The organism is Paenibacillus jamilae (assembly GCF_050482105.1).
GTDB classification, from domain to species: domain Bacteria; phylum Bacillota; class Bacilli; order Paenibacillales; family Paenibacillaceae; genus Paenibacillus; species Paenibacillus jamilae_B.
On record NZ_JBCNHI010000011.1, the window covers coordinates 461,514 to 478,657 of the forward strand.

The 17,144-nt window shown below is 48.4% G+C and carries 17 protein-coding genes; 14 read left to right on the forward strand and 3 right to left on the reverse strand.

Annotation, left to right across the window (positions count from 1 at the left end; translation table 11 throughout):
* Window positions 1-8 precede the first annotated feature (8 nt).
* From ABEW32_RS09320 to ABEW32_RS09340, 5 genes are all read left to right on the forward strand, one after another.
* A complete protein-coding gene (locus ABEW32_RS09320) occupies window positions 9-986 on the forward strand; it encodes an LCP family glycopolymer transferase (protein ID WP_430186792.1) in 978 nt (325 codons plus the stop codon).
* Between the two features lie 117 nt (window positions 987-1,103).
* Entirely contained in the window at window positions 1,104-1,610 is a 507-nt protein-coding gene (locus ABEW32_RS09325; protein ID WP_430186794.1) for a hypothetical protein, read from the forward strand.
* A gap of 115 nt (window positions 1,611-1,725) precedes the next feature.
* On the forward strand, window positions 1,726-2,646 hold the full coding sequence (locus ABEW32_RS09330) for an ABC transporter ATP-binding protein (protein WP_430186796.1): 921 nt from the start codon (window positions 1,726-1,728) through the stop codon (window positions 2,644-2,646).
* Window positions 2,639-3,421, forward strand: coding sequence for an ABC transporter permease (locus ABEW32_RS09335; RefSeq protein ID WP_430186798.1), 783 nt, complete (start codon window positions 2,639-2,641; stop codon window positions 3,419-3,421). The genes ABEW32_RS09330 and ABEW32_RS09335 overlap by 8 nt, the downstream gene beginning before the upstream one ends.
* 259 nt (window positions 3,422-3,680) lie before the next feature.
* Window positions 3,681-4,766, forward strand: a complete 1,086-nt coding sequence (locus ABEW32_RS09340) for an AI-2E family transporter (protein WP_430187044.1) — start codon at window positions 3,681-3,683, stop codon at window positions 4,764-4,766.
* A gap of 38 nt (window positions 4,767-4,804) precedes the next feature.
* Here ABEW32_RS09340 and ABEW32_RS09345 read toward each other — a convergent pair whose 3' ends face one another.
* Together ABEW32_RS09345 and ABEW32_RS09350 are read right to left on the reverse strand one after the other, a co-directional pair.
* A complete protein-coding gene (locus ABEW32_RS09345; RefSeq protein WP_430186800.1) occupies window positions 4,805-5,266 on the reverse strand; it encodes a bactofilin family protein in 462 nt (153 codons plus the stop codon).
* Between the two features lie 45 nt (window positions 5,267-5,311).
* Window positions 5,312-6,343 (reverse strand): M23 family metallopeptidase, encoded by a 1,032-nt coding sequence (locus tag ABEW32_RS09350; protein ID WP_430186802.1) that lies wholly within the window; start codon window positions 6,341-6,343, stop codon window positions 5,312-5,314.
* A 123-nt stretch (window positions 6,344-6,466) separates the two neighbouring features.
* Here ABEW32_RS09350 and cls point away from each other — a divergent pair, with 123 nt between their 5' ends.
* Both cls and ABEW32_RS09360 read left to right on the forward strand, forming a co-directional pair.
* Entirely contained in the window at window positions 6,467-7,897 is a 1,431-nt protein-coding gene (cls, locus tag ABEW32_RS09355) for a cardiolipin synthase (RefSeq protein ID WP_430186804.1), read from the forward strand.
* Window positions 7,898-8,091: 194 nt separating this feature from the next.
* Window positions 8,092-9,036 carry a YitT family protein gene (locus tag ABEW32_RS09360; protein ID WP_013369852.1) on the forward strand — a complete coding sequence of 315 codons (945 nt, stop codon included), beginning with the start codon at window positions 8,092-8,094 and terminating at the stop codon, window positions 9,034-9,036.
* A gap of 68 nt (window positions 9,037-9,104) precedes the next feature.
* Here ABEW32_RS09360 and ligD read toward each other — a convergent pair whose 3' ends face one another.
* The gene (gene ligD / locus ABEW32_RS09365) at window positions 9,105-10,007 is read right to left on the reverse strand and encodes a non-homologous end-joining DNA ligase (protein WP_430186806.1); all 903 of its coding nucleotides are present in this window, start codon (window positions 10,005-10,007) and stop codon (window positions 9,105-9,107) included.
* Between the two features lie 205 nt (window positions 10,008-10,212).
* On the opposite strand from ligD, the gene ABEW32_RS09370 reads away from it, so the two are divergent.
* The 7 genes from ABEW32_RS09370 to ABEW32_RS09400 all read left to right on the forward strand — a co-directional run bounded on the left by ABEW32_RS09370 (window position 10,213) and on the right by ABEW32_RS09400 (window position 17,124).
* Window positions 10,213-11,484, forward strand: a complete 1,272-nt coding sequence (locus tag ABEW32_RS09370; RefSeq protein WP_430187046.1) for a sulfotransferase family protein — start codon at window positions 10,213-10,215, stop codon at window positions 11,482-11,484.
* Window positions 11,481-13,406, forward strand: coding sequence for an asparagine synthase-related protein (locus ABEW32_RS09375; RefSeq protein WP_430186808.1), 1,926 nt, complete (start codon window positions 11,481-11,483; stop codon window positions 13,404-13,406). Before ABEW32_RS09370 ends, ABEW32_RS09375 begins: the two co-directional genes overlap by 4 nt.
* A gap of 53 nt (window positions 13,407-13,459) precedes the next feature.
* The gene (locus ABEW32_RS09380; RefSeq protein ID WP_430186810.1) at window positions 13,460-13,588 is read left to right on the forward strand and encodes a paeninodin family lasso peptide; all 129 of its coding nucleotides are present in this window, start codon (window positions 13,460-13,462) and stop codon (window positions 13,586-13,588) included.
* 138 nt (window positions 13,589-13,726) lie between these two features.
* Window positions 13,727-14,770, forward strand: a complete 1,044-nt coding sequence (locus ABEW32_RS09385; protein WP_430186812.1) for a serine kinase — start codon at window positions 13,727-13,729, stop codon at window positions 14,768-14,770.
* Complete coding sequence (locus ABEW32_RS09390) at window positions 14,757-15,059, forward strand: lasso peptide biosynthesis PqqD family chaperone (protein WP_430186814.1); 303 nt, start codon at window positions 14,757-14,759, stop codon at window positions 15,057-15,059. Before ABEW32_RS09385 ends, ABEW32_RS09390 begins: the two co-directional genes overlap by 14 nt.
* A gap of 1 nt (window position 15,060) precedes the next feature.
* Window positions 15,061-15,546 (forward strand): lasso peptide biosynthesis B2 protein, encoded by a 486-nt coding sequence (locus tag ABEW32_RS09395; protein WP_430186816.1) that lies wholly within the window; start codon window positions 15,061-15,063, stop codon window positions 15,544-15,546.
* 51 nt (window positions 15,547-15,597) lie between these two features.
* Window positions 15,598-17,124: a nucleotidyltransferase domain-containing protein gene (locus ABEW32_RS09400; RefSeq protein WP_430186818.1), complete on the forward strand. Its 1,527-nt coding sequence runs from the start codon at window positions 15,598-15,600 to the stop codon at window positions 17,122-17,124.
* Window positions 17,125-17,144: the final 20 nt, after the last annotated feature.

Sequence of the window (17,144 nt, forward strand, 5' to 3'; positions counted from 1 at the left end):
GGCTGCGTATGAAACGATGGCTGAAGGTGACATTAGGGGCTGTGGCGTTATTGGTTGTAGGAGGTGCCACCTATACCATCTATGTGTATCATTCCTTTAAAACAGCGGCAAATGCGATGTATCATCCGCGCAGCATCGTGCAGCCCGGAGCCGTCTCTACCCTTGCAACGGGCGGAGCAGGGCATTCCGTGGGTACAGACACTGGAGCAAGTACACCCAATCCGGCGGCCATCTCCCAGTTCAAGCCGTTCACCGTGCTGGTGCTGGGTGTAGATCGGCGACCGCACGATCCAGGACGATCCGATACGATGATCGTTCTCTCTGTGAACCCTGCCAATGGTTCGATGTTGATGTTCAACATTCCGCGTGATACGCGAACAGAGTTGATCGGTAGGGGGCGTGAGGACAAAATCAATCACGCGTTTGCTTTTGGGGGCGTGGATATGTCGATCCGTACGGTAGAGCACTTTTTGAACCATTCGATAGATTACTATGTACAAATGAATATGGAAGGATTTGCGAAAATGGTGGACCTTGTGGGGGGAGTCGAGGTTTACAATCCACTTGATTTTCAGTATGAGGGGCATCATTTTGCGCAGGGAAATTTGAGCTTGAACGGCACCGAAGCATTGGCCTATGCCCGTATGCGATTTGATGATCCACGTGGCGATCTCGGGAGAAATGCCCGCCAGCGAGAACTGCTCAAGCAAATTCTGGCCCAGTCCATCAGCAAGGAAGGACTGCTGCGAGTAAAACCGATACTGGAGGCAGCAGGGGAGCAGATTCGCACAGACATTACCTTTGACGATATGACGACCTTCCTCACCCGGATCGGCCCGTCCCTCAAGCAGACGGATACCGTTGAGGTGAAGGGACATGGGAGTAAAATCAACGGCGTGTATTATTACATCGTAGATGAACAGGAACGTGAGCGTATCCACGGAGTGCTGGAAAGGCATTTGCTCACCACTGCCGCATCACCTTAGCAATGCCTTATGACGACGGGTGTCCTTCAGGGAGACCCGTTATTTTCTTCTAAACTCCTCTTGTCCTACATACATCTGTAGAGTATTCGGTACAGTCTGACAGAGGGAGGGGCATGTGTGCTGCTTAGAAGAAGAGCGGCTTCGGCGTTCGTCCGTAAGCTACGTAAGCTACTGTATTTTGTAATTATATGTGGATTGCTGTGGCTGCTGTGGATAGGTCTGCGTGGGGTGATGTCTACGGGAGAAGGGGATCAGGCCGTAGAAGTGCTTAACGAGTTCTACAAGATGGAGCAATCGGGGAATTTTGGCGGCTCATGGGAGCTTTTTCATTCACAAATGAAGAAGAAATTCGAGAAGTCCACGTATGTACAGCAGCGAGCGCATGTTTTTATGCAGGATATGGGGACAGATACGTTTACGTTTGAACTGGGGGAGCCGCAGGCCGAATATGACATTCGTACCGATCCGGATGGGGAAGATTTAGGCAAGGTCTACCGTATTACGGTCACTCAGCATTACAAGACTCGATTCGGTACTTTTGATATTGTACAGCCTTGTTATGTAACACGGGAAGATGAGGAGTGGAGGGTGCTTTGGATATACAAGGAAAAGGAAGAGACATGACATGATGTCCCCAAAGGTGTTTCTGAAAGGATAAATATGGTACAATACTTCCAAAACCGGAAATGTACAGTAAAAAGGATGATAGCTTCACTCCGGATGGAAGGAGTTTCATAGTATGCAGCAAGCGACAGGGCAGGTTCCCGTCATACGTATGGAGGGTGTGAGTAAAATCATTTCCTCAAAAGCGATCGTGGACAATCTGACACTAGAGGTTCCGGCGGGACAGGTATTTGGTTTTCTCGGACCCAACGGTGCGGGGAAAACGACCACCATTCGTATGATGGTTGGCCTGATTTCGATCAGCAAGGGTGATATTCATATTTGTGGAGACAGCATCAATACCGATTTTGAAAAGGCTGTTTCTCATGTTGGTGCGATTGTAGAGAATCCGGAGATGTACAAGTTTCTGACAGGCTATCAAAATTTGCAGCATTTTGCGCGTATGTCGCCCGGGGTGACCCAAGAGCGTATAGATGAAGCGATTCGTCTGGTGGGACTCGGAAACCGAATTCATGATAAAGTCAAAACCTACTCGCTCGGGATGCGGCAGCGACTTGGAGTAGCTCAGGCGATTTTGCATCGACCGAAGCTGCTCGTGCTGGATGAGCCGACCAATGGCTTGGACCCGCAGGGGATTCGTGAACTGCGGGATTATTTGCGTCAATTGACCCGAACAGAAGGAATAACCGTATTTGTATCAAGTCATTTGTTGTCTGAAATGGAGCTGATGTGCGACCGTGTGGCTATTATTCAGAGCGGACGGTTGGTTGATATTAAGCAGTTGAAGAATACAGAGGGAGAAGTGCAGACGACGGAAATTGCTTTTGAAGTCAATGATGCCGAGCACGCTTATACGCTTGCTGGAGCAGGACGTGTCGAAGGCAATCAACTACTGCTTCACCTGGAGCGGGAACAAATTGCAGAGATGAACAGTCTGCTGGCTGCCAATGGAGTCAAGGTGTATGCCATTCGCCCGGTTGCCCGTACGTTGGAAGATCAATTTTTGGAAGTGACGGGAGGCGGGTCCATTGGCTGATTTCTTCAAGCTGGTGCATAACGAAAATCTTAAAATCTACTTGCGTGTACGCACATGGATTATGCTGGGGTTGCTGGCAGTCATCACCGCGGTGATTCCGTTGCTGATTTCGCTGGTTTCCGATCAGGTCAGTGTGTGGGATGGCATCACATTGACAACGTTGTTTACATTTTTCCTCAATACGACGTTTACGGTCATTGTAGCCGCTGATTCGGTGGCTGGCGAATTTACATGGGGCACGATTAAGCTGCTGCTCATCCGGCCTTGGACTCGGAGCAAAATTTTGTTGTCCAAGTATATATCGGTGATTTTGTTCAGCTTGCTCGGAACGATCATTTTGGTCCTGATGGTTACGCTGTCCTCCTGGCTGATGTTATCGAAGGATACACCGGCGGGTTCTGTTCCGCTGTTCAGTGATCCGATCTCTTATGTAACGCTGAACTTCTTGTATAGCTATATCGCCTTATTCGTGACCATGGCTTTTGCATTTATGTTATCGGCGGTGTTTCGTTCCAGCGCCTTGGCGATTGGTTTGTCCTTGTTTATGATGTTCACCAAAACCGTTTATAACTCGATTGGCTTATTCAGCACAGATCGTTTTGAATGGGCCCAATACGTACTCTTTACGCATATGGATCTGAAAAAATATCTGGATATGCCGCCGGGTACTGTAAGTTCCGATCTAACCTTTTCGCTCGTCGTGCTGGCTGCTTATTATGTGGTTTTTATTGCAGTTGCCTGGGTGGTTTTCGTAAAACGGGATGTTTCAACCTAACATTGTCTCTTAGCGTGTGTGATTCAATAATACGAGGATTTTGGCAACATGCTGAGATCACAAAAAGGAAGTCCAATGCCTAGCCATTTGGACTTCCTTTTTTGCTATGTTAACACTATTTTATTCAGTATTTATGTCATTTTTACTACACATTCTGCGTACAGGGGTATATTGTAATCTATTTTCAGCAAGAATCAATCAATAGGGTCGGTTTGCGTTTAAAGAAGTAGAGAGAAACAGAACAGGGGGGCGCATGAATATGCTGCAACATAATCGTTTTTTTCGTCTGACTTCAGGAATCGTCATGCTATTGCTTATCATCTACTTGGGCACCAAAGTAAGTTTTATATTCAGTCCAATCGTATCCTTGGTCAGCTTGCTGGTTGTACCGCTGATGCTATCTTTTTTCCTCTATTATTTATTGAGACCGATCGTAGATGTCATGGAACGGAGAAAAATCAAACGATCGATTTCCATATTGCTAATATATTTGGTCATCGGCGTGTTATTGTTCCTTTTCTCATGGGGAGTGTGGCCTACGCTCCGTGATCAGGTAACCAATTTATTTGAGAACGCGCCGAAGCTCATTAAAAGTTTGGTTGATCAATTGAGCCAGTGGCGGCATAATCAATCCTTGAGACAGGTGCTGCCTCCGGGTGAAGACCCGCTGTCACAACTGTCAGATACGTTAAACGAAGCTTTTTCAACGCTGTCAGATTATTCGGTAAAGCTGGTATCTTTCGTATCCTACTTTTTTATCGTATTGGCTACCTTCCCCATATTGCTCTACTACATGTTGAAGGAAGGAAGTAAATTTGGTCCCAAAATGCTAAACTTCTTCCCTAAAAAGTACCACAAGGATGCGCTGGAGGTTATGGAGGATATTGATAGTGCGCTGAGCAGTTTTATCGTCAGCCGGGTGCTGATCAATGTCGCGTTAGGCTTGATGATGTTCTTGGGATTTTTGATTATAGGTTTGCCTTATGCACTGCTGCTTTCTGTTATTTCGATTTTCCTTAATTTTATCCCCTATGTGGGGGCAGTAGCTGCTTCTATACCTGTGGTTATCATTGGATTTCTCGAATCGCCTTCCATGGCGCTCTGGTCGCTGGTAGTGGTGATCGCTGCACAGCAAATCCAGGATAATTGGCTGTCGCCTATTGTCTTTGGCAAGCAGCTGGACATTCATCCGTTAACTGTCGTTATTTTATTGCTAGTTGGTGGTGACCTGCTCGGGATCTTGGGCATTATTTTGGTCATTCCATTGTATATGTGCGGTAAAATCGTCATTCGCAAGGTGTACCATTTATTTTTGGAACGCAGAGTGGAGGATATGATGGAGTAAATAGAGGATGTATTGGAAATATAAGGAGTATATCGTCTCTATCCTGCCTCAGGTTGTAGGGAGTCTTGGGTGTCTTCTTGATCCTGGTCGAAACTGGATTGATTTTCATCCTCTGATTTTTCTATAACAGCTGGCGGCTCTGCATCCGTAGTTTGGTTCATTTGACTTGTGCCGTTCAGTACGCCGCCTTCAGAAATGATCAACGTGGGAGTCGCCGTATTTCCATACAGTTCGCCTGTCGGTGTAATGGTCAATCGTCCTTCTGTGGTAATGCTGCCGAACACCTTGCCGGCAACAATGACATCCCGGGCAATGATGTCCGAGCGTACAACCGCTGATTCTCCAATGACGACAGTACGAGTGCTGTAGATACCACCCTGAAAGTGACCGTCAATGCGAATGTTGGCCTCTGCCTCGATCATACCTTCGAAGCTGGTGCCATTCGCGAGCAATGTGTCCGTAGCCGGGGTAGAGAGCTTTTTTTTGGATTCCTTGAACATAAGCGTGTTCCTCCAATCCTTTATTGTCAGTATTCTGCAAAATCCTCATTGTACATACAGTAATGGATCGACAGGTTGGTTATGCTTGACAATCTGAAAATGAAGATGAGGTCCTGTGCTTCTTCCGGTGCTTCCCAGCAGACCAATGGTCTGTCCTTTGTGAACACGATCCCCGGGAGCCACCTGCATACCGCTTAGGTGCATATACCAGCTCTGGAGTCCGTCAGGATGCTGAATGATGATGCATTGGCCGCGGGCTCCGCTGGAAGCGGCCTCCAGCACAGTACCTGCTCCTGCCGCATAGACAGGATCACCGGATTGTCCGGCAATGTCCACACCTGAGTGAAAAGCAGATCTACCCGTAAATGGGTCACTGCGATAGCCGAAGCTGGAGGTCATGCGCCGTGAACCTACAGGCCAAATGGAGGGCTTTCCTTGTTCAGCAAGTGCCAGTCTGCGGGTCTGAAGAAGTAGTGCAGCTTGTTTGCGCTCCAGGTTCTGCTGTACGGCGTTTGCCTGTTGAATAGAACGTGGAACCGTACGCTCCACGGTGTCCAGCAGAGCCTCGATTTCCTGAAAATCGTCCATGGCCTGGCGGGCTAAAAGGGCTGTATTTTCATGCACTGCGATCATTTCACCACCGGTATGACCCGAAGCATCCCAGGAGAGCGGAGTTATGGTGGATTTATTGCTGCTTGCGCTGGAGGAATTTCCGTGTTTACGAATGAATTGCTGCATTTGTTGTTCCAGCTCTGTTACGCGCTGGAGACGTTCACGAATACTGGTGGCTTGATTCGTCAGCTCCATGACTTCCTGTCGCAGCCGCCCAATGGCTGCGTCTTTGTCCGCTACCGTGACCTCCATCTGCAAACTCTGGACAGCAAGATTGGTTTCCATTTGGGAAATAATATGGGAAGAACGGATTTGCAGCCCGATCACGAGCGTAGAGATTGATGCGATCACAAGGGTCGGGACGAGAATGACAGCGGCTGTGGAGCATTGTAGCTGCTTGGGCGGTTGCTGTGCATCCCGAATGACAAGCAGGGTCATCCGGCGATTTAGGCTTCCTTTTTTCATAATCGCTCCTTTCCGGACATGGCTCCTATAGTGCTTGGTTACTATCTATTCAGCTTAAGAGGCAAACATGTCAAAAAAATTGGAGCTCTGTATAAATCGTAGATATATAAAGGAGGCTTAGACATGCTGTGGTTGCTGTTGGTTTTAATTATTTTTATCTTTCAGACCGGGACGATTCTGCTCTTTGAATTTCGCAAGCCGTCCAAAGCGGTAGCCTGGCTTTTTATTTTGTTTTGCTTCCCGCTCATTGGTTTTGTGGTGTACTACTTTGTTGCACAGGATTACCAGAAACGAAAAGTGGTTCGAAAAGGCGGATCACAGCTGTTTCGTGAATTCCGTGAGCGTCTGTGGGCGCAATCCAGGGTGATTGAAAATGTGGAGCAAATGCACAATCCCCATTTCAAGCATCAGGAGCGGCTGTTTAACCAGTTAATTCGTATGTCGGAAAATCCGTTGACTGGCTGCAACCGTACGCGTGTGCTGACGAACGGGGAAGAAACATTCGAGGCCATGCTGACAGCGATGGAACATGCGCAACATCATATCCATGTAGAGTTTTACATATTTCGAGCAGACGAAATCGGGAAAAAATTTCAGGAGGTCATGATCCGTAAGGCACGTGAGGGAGTAAAGGTGCGATTTATTGTGGACGGCGTAGGGAGCTACAATTTGCCCTATTCATTTATTCGCACCTGTAGTGAGGCCGGGGTGGAATTTCATTATTTCCTACCGCCTTTTTTTGCCACGCTGGACCGCCGGATTAACTATCGTAATCACCGAAAAATCGTGGTGGTGGATGGTACGATCGGCTTTGTGGGTGGAATCAATGTAGGCGACGATTATCTTGGAAAGTATCCTAAAGTGGGATTTTGGAGGGATACACATTTGCAGATTGAAGGAGATGGCGTTTATTTTCTGCAAAATGTGTTTCTTAGCGATTGGAAACTGGCTTCGAAAGAGCGGCTGATGGATGTAAATTTATTTCCACCGCATAACTGCACGGGAATTGAGGAAGTACAGATTTTGAGCAGTGGCCCTGATCAGGTGTGGGACACAATTCAGGAATTGTGCTTTGGAGCACTCACGGTTGCCAAAAAGCGGATATGGATAACAACACCGTATTTTATTCCCGATCCGGGGATTTATGAGGCGCTAAAGCTGGCGGCCGTTAGTGATATAGATGTGAAAATTATTATTCCCTACCAATCAGATTCAAAACTGGTTCATCTGGCGTCACTGTCCTATGTGCAAGAATTGCTGGAGGCAGGAGTGGAGTTCTACCAATACCGAAAAGGGTTTATTCATGCCAAAGTGGTGATTGTGGATGATTTGCTCGGTTCGGTGGGGACCGCCAATATGGACATGCGAAGCTTTTTCTATAATTTTGAGTTGACCGCTGTGCTTTTTGCCACTTCGGCGATAGATCGGCTTTCGGCAGATTTTGTAGAGGACATTTCCAACTCTTCAAAAATAGAATTGAATGTGTTCCGCAGACGCCCTCGATCTCAAAAAATAGCTGAAATTCTAACTCGCATGCTCTCTCCCCTCCTTTAAAGGCGGTTTTCGCCGTTTTTATCAATATAATCCCGCTTTATTGTGATTTATGTGCTCTTTGCTAACTTTTTTGCGCAAAATCACAATTTTATGATATACTATTCATATAACTAAGCGCCGTAAAGGAAAGGGGACTGCGGATAGCAGCCCCTTTTTCGGTCTAATAAACCATACTGTAACGGGGGGATTTATATATGAGTGTAGTGAGCAAGGAAGTCCAAAATCTGTCTGAGATCACAGATGTAACCGGAGAGTTGACCAAGATCAGCAAAATTCCAGCTAATCCAAAGAACAAAGTAAAACGCTTATTGCAGCGTGCAGCTATGATCGTGGTTGGTGCAGCGTTGATGGCAGTGGGACTGGAAATATTCCTGGTTCCTAACGGTGTTATTGACGGAGGCGTTACGGGTATTTCCATTATGGCTTCCAAAATTACTGGTTATCCGCTCGGTATTTTCCTGACCCTGTTGAACCTTCCATTTTTACTTATCGGTTACAAACAAATCGGTAAAACCTTCGCTTTATCCACATTATTCGGCATCGTCGTTATGTCCATCGGAACTGCGTTACTTCACAATGTAAGTGCATTGACCCCAGGGGAACCGCTGCTTGGCGCGATCTTCGGAGGTGTCATTCTCGGCGTTGGGGTGGGTCTTGTGATTCGGTCCGGCGGCTCGCTGGATGGAACAGAGATCGTAGCCATTCTCGTCAGTGAAAAAACTCCTTTTTCGGTCGGTGAGATCGTACTGTTTGTTAATATTTTCATTCTCGGAAGTGCGGGTTTTGTGTTCGGTTGGCCGAATGCCCTGTATTCCATGATTGCTTATTATATTGCTATGAAAATGATTGATATTACCATTGAAGGTCTGGACCAGTCCAAATCGGTCTGGATTATTAGTGACAAATATCGTGATATTGGAGACGCCCTGACGGACCGTCTTGGACGGGGTGTTACCTATCTGGAAGGTGAAGGCGGCTTTACCGGCGAGAGCAAGAAAGTGATCTTCGTCGTCATTACCCGGCTGGAGGAAGCGAAGCTAAAGAGCATCGTTGAGGATTGGGACCCACACGCCTTCATCGCGATTGGTAATATTCACGATGTGAAGGGCGGACGTTTTAAGAAAAAAGGAATACACTAGCGCAAGGGGACAATTTCTCAGCCTATGGCTGCGGGGTTCGTCCCCTTTTTTGTGCTTCAAAGCATGGATCAGGTGGAGTGTGACTTGGTACGCATATGTTTGAGGAGCTCCTCTACGGGCTGGGGAGGAACCTTGTCGATCAAGTCGCCTACCTGGTTTAATCGTTCCTCAATATTTAACAAATGGTAGTCAAGTGGTGACACATCTCGCCGTACCTCCTCCCAGGTTAATGGAGTGGAGACGGTGGCGCCGGGACGTGCCCGTGGAGTATAAGGAGCGGCCAGGGTTTTTCCCTGATAATGCTGCCAATAATCAAAATAGATGGCTGTTCCTCGATCTTTCTTTAATCGTTCCAGTGTGAACAGATGCGGATGCTTTTCCGTTACAAATTGCCCAACCAACAGTCCGATGCTGCGAAGCTCGTCAAAGGTGATGCCTGTACGGATCGGTACGATAATTTGTACACCCGTAGCTCCGGAGGTTTTGGGGACAGAGTCCAATCCCAGCGAAGCCAAGACTTCCCCTACAATGGCAGCAGCCTCCATAATACGTGGCTCGACCTCTCTGGATGGATCAAGATCAATCATCCATTCACAGGGCAGCTGGCTTCCTGCTTGATGCAGAGAGGGATGAAATTCCAACGCAGCTTGATTACCGAGCCAGAGTAATTGGGGCAGCTTGCCAAGCACGATGTACTCAATGCCGTCATGCAGAGCAGTTTCAATGTAGTCTGGCCGAGGACGTGGGGCATTTTTCTGATAAAAAAAATCCCCATGAATACCATGTGGCCAACGGATGACAGTCAATAGACGCTGATGGCAATATTTGAGCAGGAAGGGGGCTAAAACAGCAAGCTTGCGAAGATATAGCGCCTTAGTTACACCTGCTTCGGGCCATAACGGTTTATCCGGATTTGTGATCGCAATTTCATGACCTTCAATCGTAATCATACCTTTAACAACTCGTCCCATAGTGCTATGCTCCTTTGGCTAACGTGCAGCAAGACATTATTTACAGACAACTGGCAGCACTTCTACATCTACATAAGGTTTAACATGAGCGTGCAGCACAGAATTTATCCATTAAGGGGATTGACAAGATACATTATGTATCATAAATTATAATAAAAATACGATATGTATCTATTAAAACGTCTTGAGCAGAAGTAGAGGAGGAGTGTGCTTGATTGACAAGCAAGGCGGCAAGCTAGTATTTCTGTTGAGTGTCCCTCGAAGTGGAAGCTCGCTGCTAACCGCCATTTTGCAAAACCATTCCCGTCTGTTTGCCACGCAGGAAATGTGGTTTCTGCTCAGCTTATATGATCTTCCTCAGTCACATACACGGCCATATGGAGGAACAGGAATACTCCGGCAATTTTTTAAAGGCATGGTCCCTCCACAGGTATTGGAGCAGGCCTCTCGTTCGTATGCACTTGAAATATATAATGGCCTGCTTCAAGGGACGACCGCTGATATGCTTATCGACAAATCACCGCGTTACTATGCAGTGCTTGAATTTTTAGACCGTTTGTTCCCGGCTGCCCGCCGAGTGTGGCTTATCCGCAATCCTTTGTCCATCGTGGCCTCGTTTAAAAAGGTCAATCAGCTCCGAAGTGGGAACTTTAACCTGCCGAAGGAACTGGGAAGTCCGCATTTTAATATGAAAATGACAGATATTACGGTTGGTTTGTTCCGTTACGCTCATTATTTTGCCACGCCTCATCCACTAGCATACCCGCTGATGTATGAACAACTCGTAGCCAATCCAAGGCTGGAGATTGAGAAGCTGTGTCATTTTCTGGGTATCCATTATGAGCCGGGGATGGAAAGGTACGGGAACTTTGCGGATACGCCTCAATCCAGTCTTTTTTATAGTATGGGAGCGGGTGATCCGTTTGTCATGGAGCATGAACAGGCGCATCAGAATTCGGTACATAGCTGGCAACATTTGTTGAGCACAATGGAAATTGAACTGTATTGCAGAAGTATTGGAGCTCGCTTGTTTAGGCAGCTTGGTTATGGGGAAGCGTTGGAACAGGCTGAGCAAATAACGGGTGTCCGCTTTGAAGATGAGCCGGATGTAGAGCTGTTGAGTCGACGTACCCACCAATTCCTCCAGCAAAGTGGCTTTGAATGGAAGGCGACTTATCGAATGCTGGAAGAACAGGATGCATATAACAAAGAACTTACGACAATTGCATCGCATCACGCCGCACCTCACAACTCGGATAGGATGGATATGGCACAGATCGTGAGTGATAGACGAATTCAATCGCTGGAAAACAGGCTGGCACATAGCCTTGAGGAACGGAATCGGCTTATTGCGCAGCTCCAAAGGTATCAGCACCCAAGTCAGGGTATCCGTTTTCGCTTCTTTGCCCGTAAGCTAAGGAACTGGGCGTCTGTATGGTTATCGAGTATGGGAAAAGAAAAAGGGGGGAGAACGTGAGTGCAATTGCCGGAATCTATAGATTTGGGCATGAGTCTGTATCTGCTGAAGAAGGCGAGAAAATGATGCAAGCCCTGCAAAAATATCCTGCTGACCGCGTGTGCACTTGGTGTGAAGGCTCCATTTTTTTGGGATGTCATGCCCAGCATGTGACCCCTGAATCTGTTCATGAGCGTCTTCCGTTCTATGATGAGCTCAGAGATTTGGCCATCACGGCTGATGCGATCATTGACAACCGTTCTGAGCTGTTTGAACGACTGGCGGTTGAGCAGGGGCGGCGGCAAGAAATCACGGACAGCGAGCTGATTTTGCTGGCATATGACAAATGGGGTGTAGATGCAGCACGTTATCTGGTAGGCGACTTTGCCTTTGTTATTTGGGATGCTAGGGAACATCGGTTATATGGTGCTCGGGATATGACAGGCAATCGTACGCTGTACATCTACCAACATGACGGAGGATTTGCATTTAGCACGGTAGTCGCTCCACTAATGGTTCTGTCCTTTCTGCGAAAAGAACTGCATGAACCATGGCTGGCCGAATTCCTATCTATCCGTGCGATGCAGGAATCCGTCGATATCGGGACAACCGCCTACAAGCATATTAACCAGTTGCCTCCTGCACATTGGTTCATCATGGAAGAGGGAAAGCAAACGCTCCATAAATATGCATGTCTGGACGAGGTAGAGCCACTGCGGCTCAAAACAGGGGGCGAATACATAGAAGCTTTCCGCGAGGTATTCTCACAGGCAGTGACTGCCCGGTTAAGGACACATCGCGCTGTAGGAGCTGCCCTAAGTGGGGGACTGGATTCCGGAGCGGTTGCCAGCTTTGCCGCGCCGTCGCTGCACTTACAACACAAGCCGCTACATGCCTACAGCTATGTTCCTGTTCAAGATTTTACAGACTGGACACCGCCTACATTGCTGGCGAACGAACGCAGCTATATTCAGTCCACGGCTCGCTATGTGGGCAACATTCATGAAAATTATATGGATTTTGAGGGGAAAAGTCCTTTTTCTGAAATTGATATTTGGCTGGAGTTAATGGAAGCTCCCTACAAATATTTTGAAAACTCCTTTTGGATCAGAGGTTTTTATGAAAAAGCACAGGAACATAATGTCGGTGTTCTGTTAACTGGAGCACGCGGCAATTTTACCGTTTCGTGGGGGCCTGCACTAGATTATTATGCCCGTCAGTTTCGCCGTTTGCACTGGCTGCAATCTTGGCAGGGAGTGAGGCGGTATAGCAAGCTTACGGGCAGTCGTATGTCTCATTTACTGCCCGTGATGTTGAAAAAAGCCACCTCACTTGACGCTCGCACATGGTGGGGACGCGGCAGGCAAAGTCCGATTCCTTCACTGATTCACCCGGAGTTTGCCAAACGGATGAATGTAGAAGATATTCCCGTATTGAGTGGAACTGGCTGGAGAAAAAATGCCGATCAGACAAGAAAAGAGAAGTTTTCAAATTTGGCGATTGCCAACAAAAATGGTGTCATGGCGACCAAACTTTCACTTCGTTATGGCCTGTGGGAACGTGATCCAACCGGAGACAGCCGTGTAATTCGCTTTTGCTTATCAGTTCCTTTTGAACAATATGTACAAGATGGTCGGGACAGAGCCCTCATTCGTAAAGCTATGCGTGATCATCTTCCTGACGATGTTCGATTAAATCAGCGAGTACGCGGCGTTCAACCTGCTGATTGGCTACATCGTATGATTCCTTGCTGGGATACATTTATGGGAGAGCTGCAAGTGATGTGTCATGATTTGCGAGCTGCTGAATATCTCAATATGGACTACATTAAGACGATTATGGCGAACTACCGACATCCCCGTCCGGAGCAGGCGTCTGATCCGAATATACGACTGCTCATGCATAGCTTGATCGTATACCGTTTTCTCTGTGGATTGAACTGATTTGGATCTATCTGGTCAGATGGTGTGCCATTCGTGGGAGGGGAGGTGATGAGATGAGTAAAAAAGAATGGCAGGAGCCGACAATCGAGGTGCTGGATGTTAATCAGACCATGGCGGGCAAAGGCTGGAAGCAGATTGATTGGGTATCAGACCATGATGCCGATTTGTATAATCCTAGCTAGCAGATCATTATACATGGGTTGATGTTGGACTGAGGACCGGAAAGCTTGTCGATAACGAACCGTCTTTATTTCTTTCGGGTCAGGTTGGACACGAAGGAATAAAGACGGGATTTTAAGAACAGGGGAGTGAGTCCTATCGTGCATGACAGGAGTACCCATATCAGTTGGGTGAAATATACAGCCTTTGGACTCAGGATTGCCAGTGAGCTGACTCTACCTGAACTGATCCCGGCAGAAGCGGGAGTGGAAGAGGATGTGGTCATTCGACAGGCTGATTTGTCAGCATGGAGGGACCAGCTAGAGCAGACCAATTTTGTCATGCAGGATGAACGCTTTATGTTCCAAATACCAGGCACGGCCATTTATGCCATCAGAGGAGGCAAGGAAATCGAGGTAAGTATGTTACCCGGGGCTGATCCTGAAACCGTGCGGCTATATGTGCTGGGTACATGCATGGGTGCTTTACTATTGCAAAAACGGCTTTTGCCTATTCACGGAAGTGCGATCGTCATCGAAGGTCGGGCCTACGCATTTGTAGGTGAATCCGGCACAGGAAAATCGACGCTGGCTGCTGCTTTCAGACAGGCTGGCTATCAGATGGTCAGTGATGACGTGATTGCTATAAACGTTATAGCTTCCGCGGCCATCGTATATCCGGCATATCCGCAGCAAAAGCTGGGACTGGAAAGCTTGCTCCAATTGGAGGCTATGCGGGAGAACCAGCATGTACGACAAAGAAAGCACGTTCTTTCTCTAACAAACGGCAATCCTGTAATGCCACAATACCGAGATTTGCGTAAGCTTGCAGGTGAGCTCAATAAATATGCCGTGCCTGCTGTGAATGAATTTTATAACGTTCCGCTTCCTCTGGGCGGTGTATTCGAGCTTGTGAGCAATTCTGCCAACCATGAGTTGATGCGTGAAGGGGAGCCAGTGGCGGTAACGGAGCAGCCCTTGAACAAACTGGAGTGCTTGCATACATTGCTACAGCATACATATCGTAGGGTTATCATTCCGCGAATGGGTTTGGGTGAATGGTATTTTGATACAGCGGCCCGGATGGCTCGGAAAGTGGAAGGCTGGCGGCTGCTGAGGGACAGCTCCTTCTTTACGGCGTCCGAGGTTGTACAACGGGTACTTGAACTCATTCATAAGGAGGAAAAGAGTTATGGCAGCCACTGATCCAGCTAGGGATTATTATCGCATCACGTATGGTGAAGAGGTCTATGTAAGTGATATGGATGGAGAAAAAGTGATGATGAGCATTCATACTGGAAAGTATTATAATTTGGGCTTCACAGGTGGGAGGATCTGGGAACTGATAGAGTCCAGTCCTTCACTTGGAGATATCGTAACTGTCCTGACAAATGAATATGAAGTGGACGAAGAACAGTGCAGACAGCAGGTACATACTTTTGTAGCTGATTTGGAGCGGGAAGGATTATTGAGGCTCCTGCGGGAGTTGGACTAACATGCGGATACGACGGCTTCTTCTCTTGCATCCAGAGGTCAGGAGATTGTTGCCGGAAGCTTGGCTGGAGTTAGGATGCGCGAGACTTCGCCAGCGTCGTTCTTTTGGAGATTACTCAGAGGCTTGGGGAATATGTATGGAAGAAACCTCTTGGCAGTGCGAGGTCGGGCAGGAGAAGTCGATCCGTCACATTTCACAAGCTGTGGATTTGGCCAGCCGTTATACTCCTTGGCGCAGTAGCTGTCTTGTACAAGCCGCTGCCGCTATGACGATGCTGGGACGCAGAAAACTGGACTGCACATTGTATTTGGGCACAGCCAAAAATGCTGCAGGACGATTGGCAGCACATGCATGGGTACGCAGCGGGCCGATCTATGTTACGGGAGCACGGGAGATGGGGGCATTTACCGTAGTGGGGATATTTGGGAGACACGCGGTGAAGGCTACAAATACGAAGATAGCGGATAAAGGCAGTTCTTTGTTTTAATCCGATACAAAGAGAACAAGGAACGTCCAAAGAATCGAAGGAGAAAAATCCATGATCACCAAGTCTATTTTGGAACTTGCTAATTGGAATGAGGATCAGGAATTAACGTTGTTACTTTCTCTACTGGGTAAAGACGGCACGCTGCGACAGGATTTCACTGCTGTTTCCCGGCTACACGAAATAGATTGGGTCCGCTTGTTGCGTCTGACAGAGCACCATCGCGTGGTGCCTACGGTGTATCTCCAGCTGAAAACGTTGAATCACCCGTTCATCCCCGTAGAATTGCTGCGAAACCTTCAGGCACAATATCAACGAAACACACTGCGCATGCTCCAGCTTCAAGCAGAAGCCGAGCGTCTGACCAGGCTGCTCACAACTCATGGAATCCGTGTGCTGATGCTGAAGGGTCCTGCTCTGGCGCAGCAATTGTACGGGGATGTTTCCCTGCGTACCTCTAAAGACATCGATTTACTCATTTCCCCGGATGACATGGATGAAGCGGAGCATTGGATGAAGGAAGCCGGGTATGCGTCCAAAAGCGGAGAAGCGCGCGTCCTTGGCAGTTGGAAGTGGAAGGATCATCATGCCTCCTTCCTACATCTGCAAAAGAGGGTAGAAATCGAGCTGCACTGGCGACTTCACCCGGATGGAGGGCGGGAGCCTTCCTTTGACGAGCTTTGGGACTGCCGGCAAGGGGGTAAAGCGGCAGGAGTCCGAGCCAGTCGGATGGCACCGGCAGCTTCTGCCGATAACAGGACTGTGATGACGTCCTGTATGTACACGCTTGGCAGCGAGCATCAATTTCTGTACCTCAGCGCACACGGAGCGCGTCACGGTTGGTTCAGGCTGCGCTGGTTAGCCGACATCGACAGGCTTGCGGTACGCGCTGTCGATTGGGAGGCGCTGCTGCCGCTACTGCGCCGTTACGGGGGCCTGCCTGCGGGCGGGCAGGCTTGGGCGCTGGCCGCTGCGCTGCTGGGTACGCCGATCCCGGAGCCGATGCGTCCCATATCGGCTACCCGGCAGGCGCATAGGCTTGCGCTGAGCGCGCTGGCCTTTATGCAGGCCAGCATCCCCGCCCCTTACCCGGTTACCACTGGGACGGGTACAGGCAGACTCGCTCGATCAGAGCTGTTGCCCAGCATGGCTTTGACCGAGCCGATGAAGACCTCCCCTTCGGCTGGAGGTACTTCAGCTAGCGTAGCCTCGGGTGAAGCTGTTCTAGACGCGGTCAGTGGTGCTGCTGACATGCCGAGAGACGCCAGCGGTGTCCTAGATGACACGTTGGATCCGGTGAACACTGCTGTGAGCAGCCTTGCCAAGCCTGCAAGAACTGCTACAGCCGCCTCCAGTCCAGCCATAGCTGGAGCTACAACAAAAGCGATCTCCCCTCAGCCGGTTAGCCGCGCTTACTTGCTTTCCTTAAAGGAGCCAAGACACAGACTATGGTATCTTATCAGCCGTTTGTTTCCTTCTACGAGGGATTCCGTTGTTCTTCCACTGCCTCGCCAGCTGCATTTTTTGTATATTCCTTTGCGTCCATTTCTTTGGCTGAAGCGGCGATTTTCAAAGCACTGACCCGATAAGGAGTGTACATG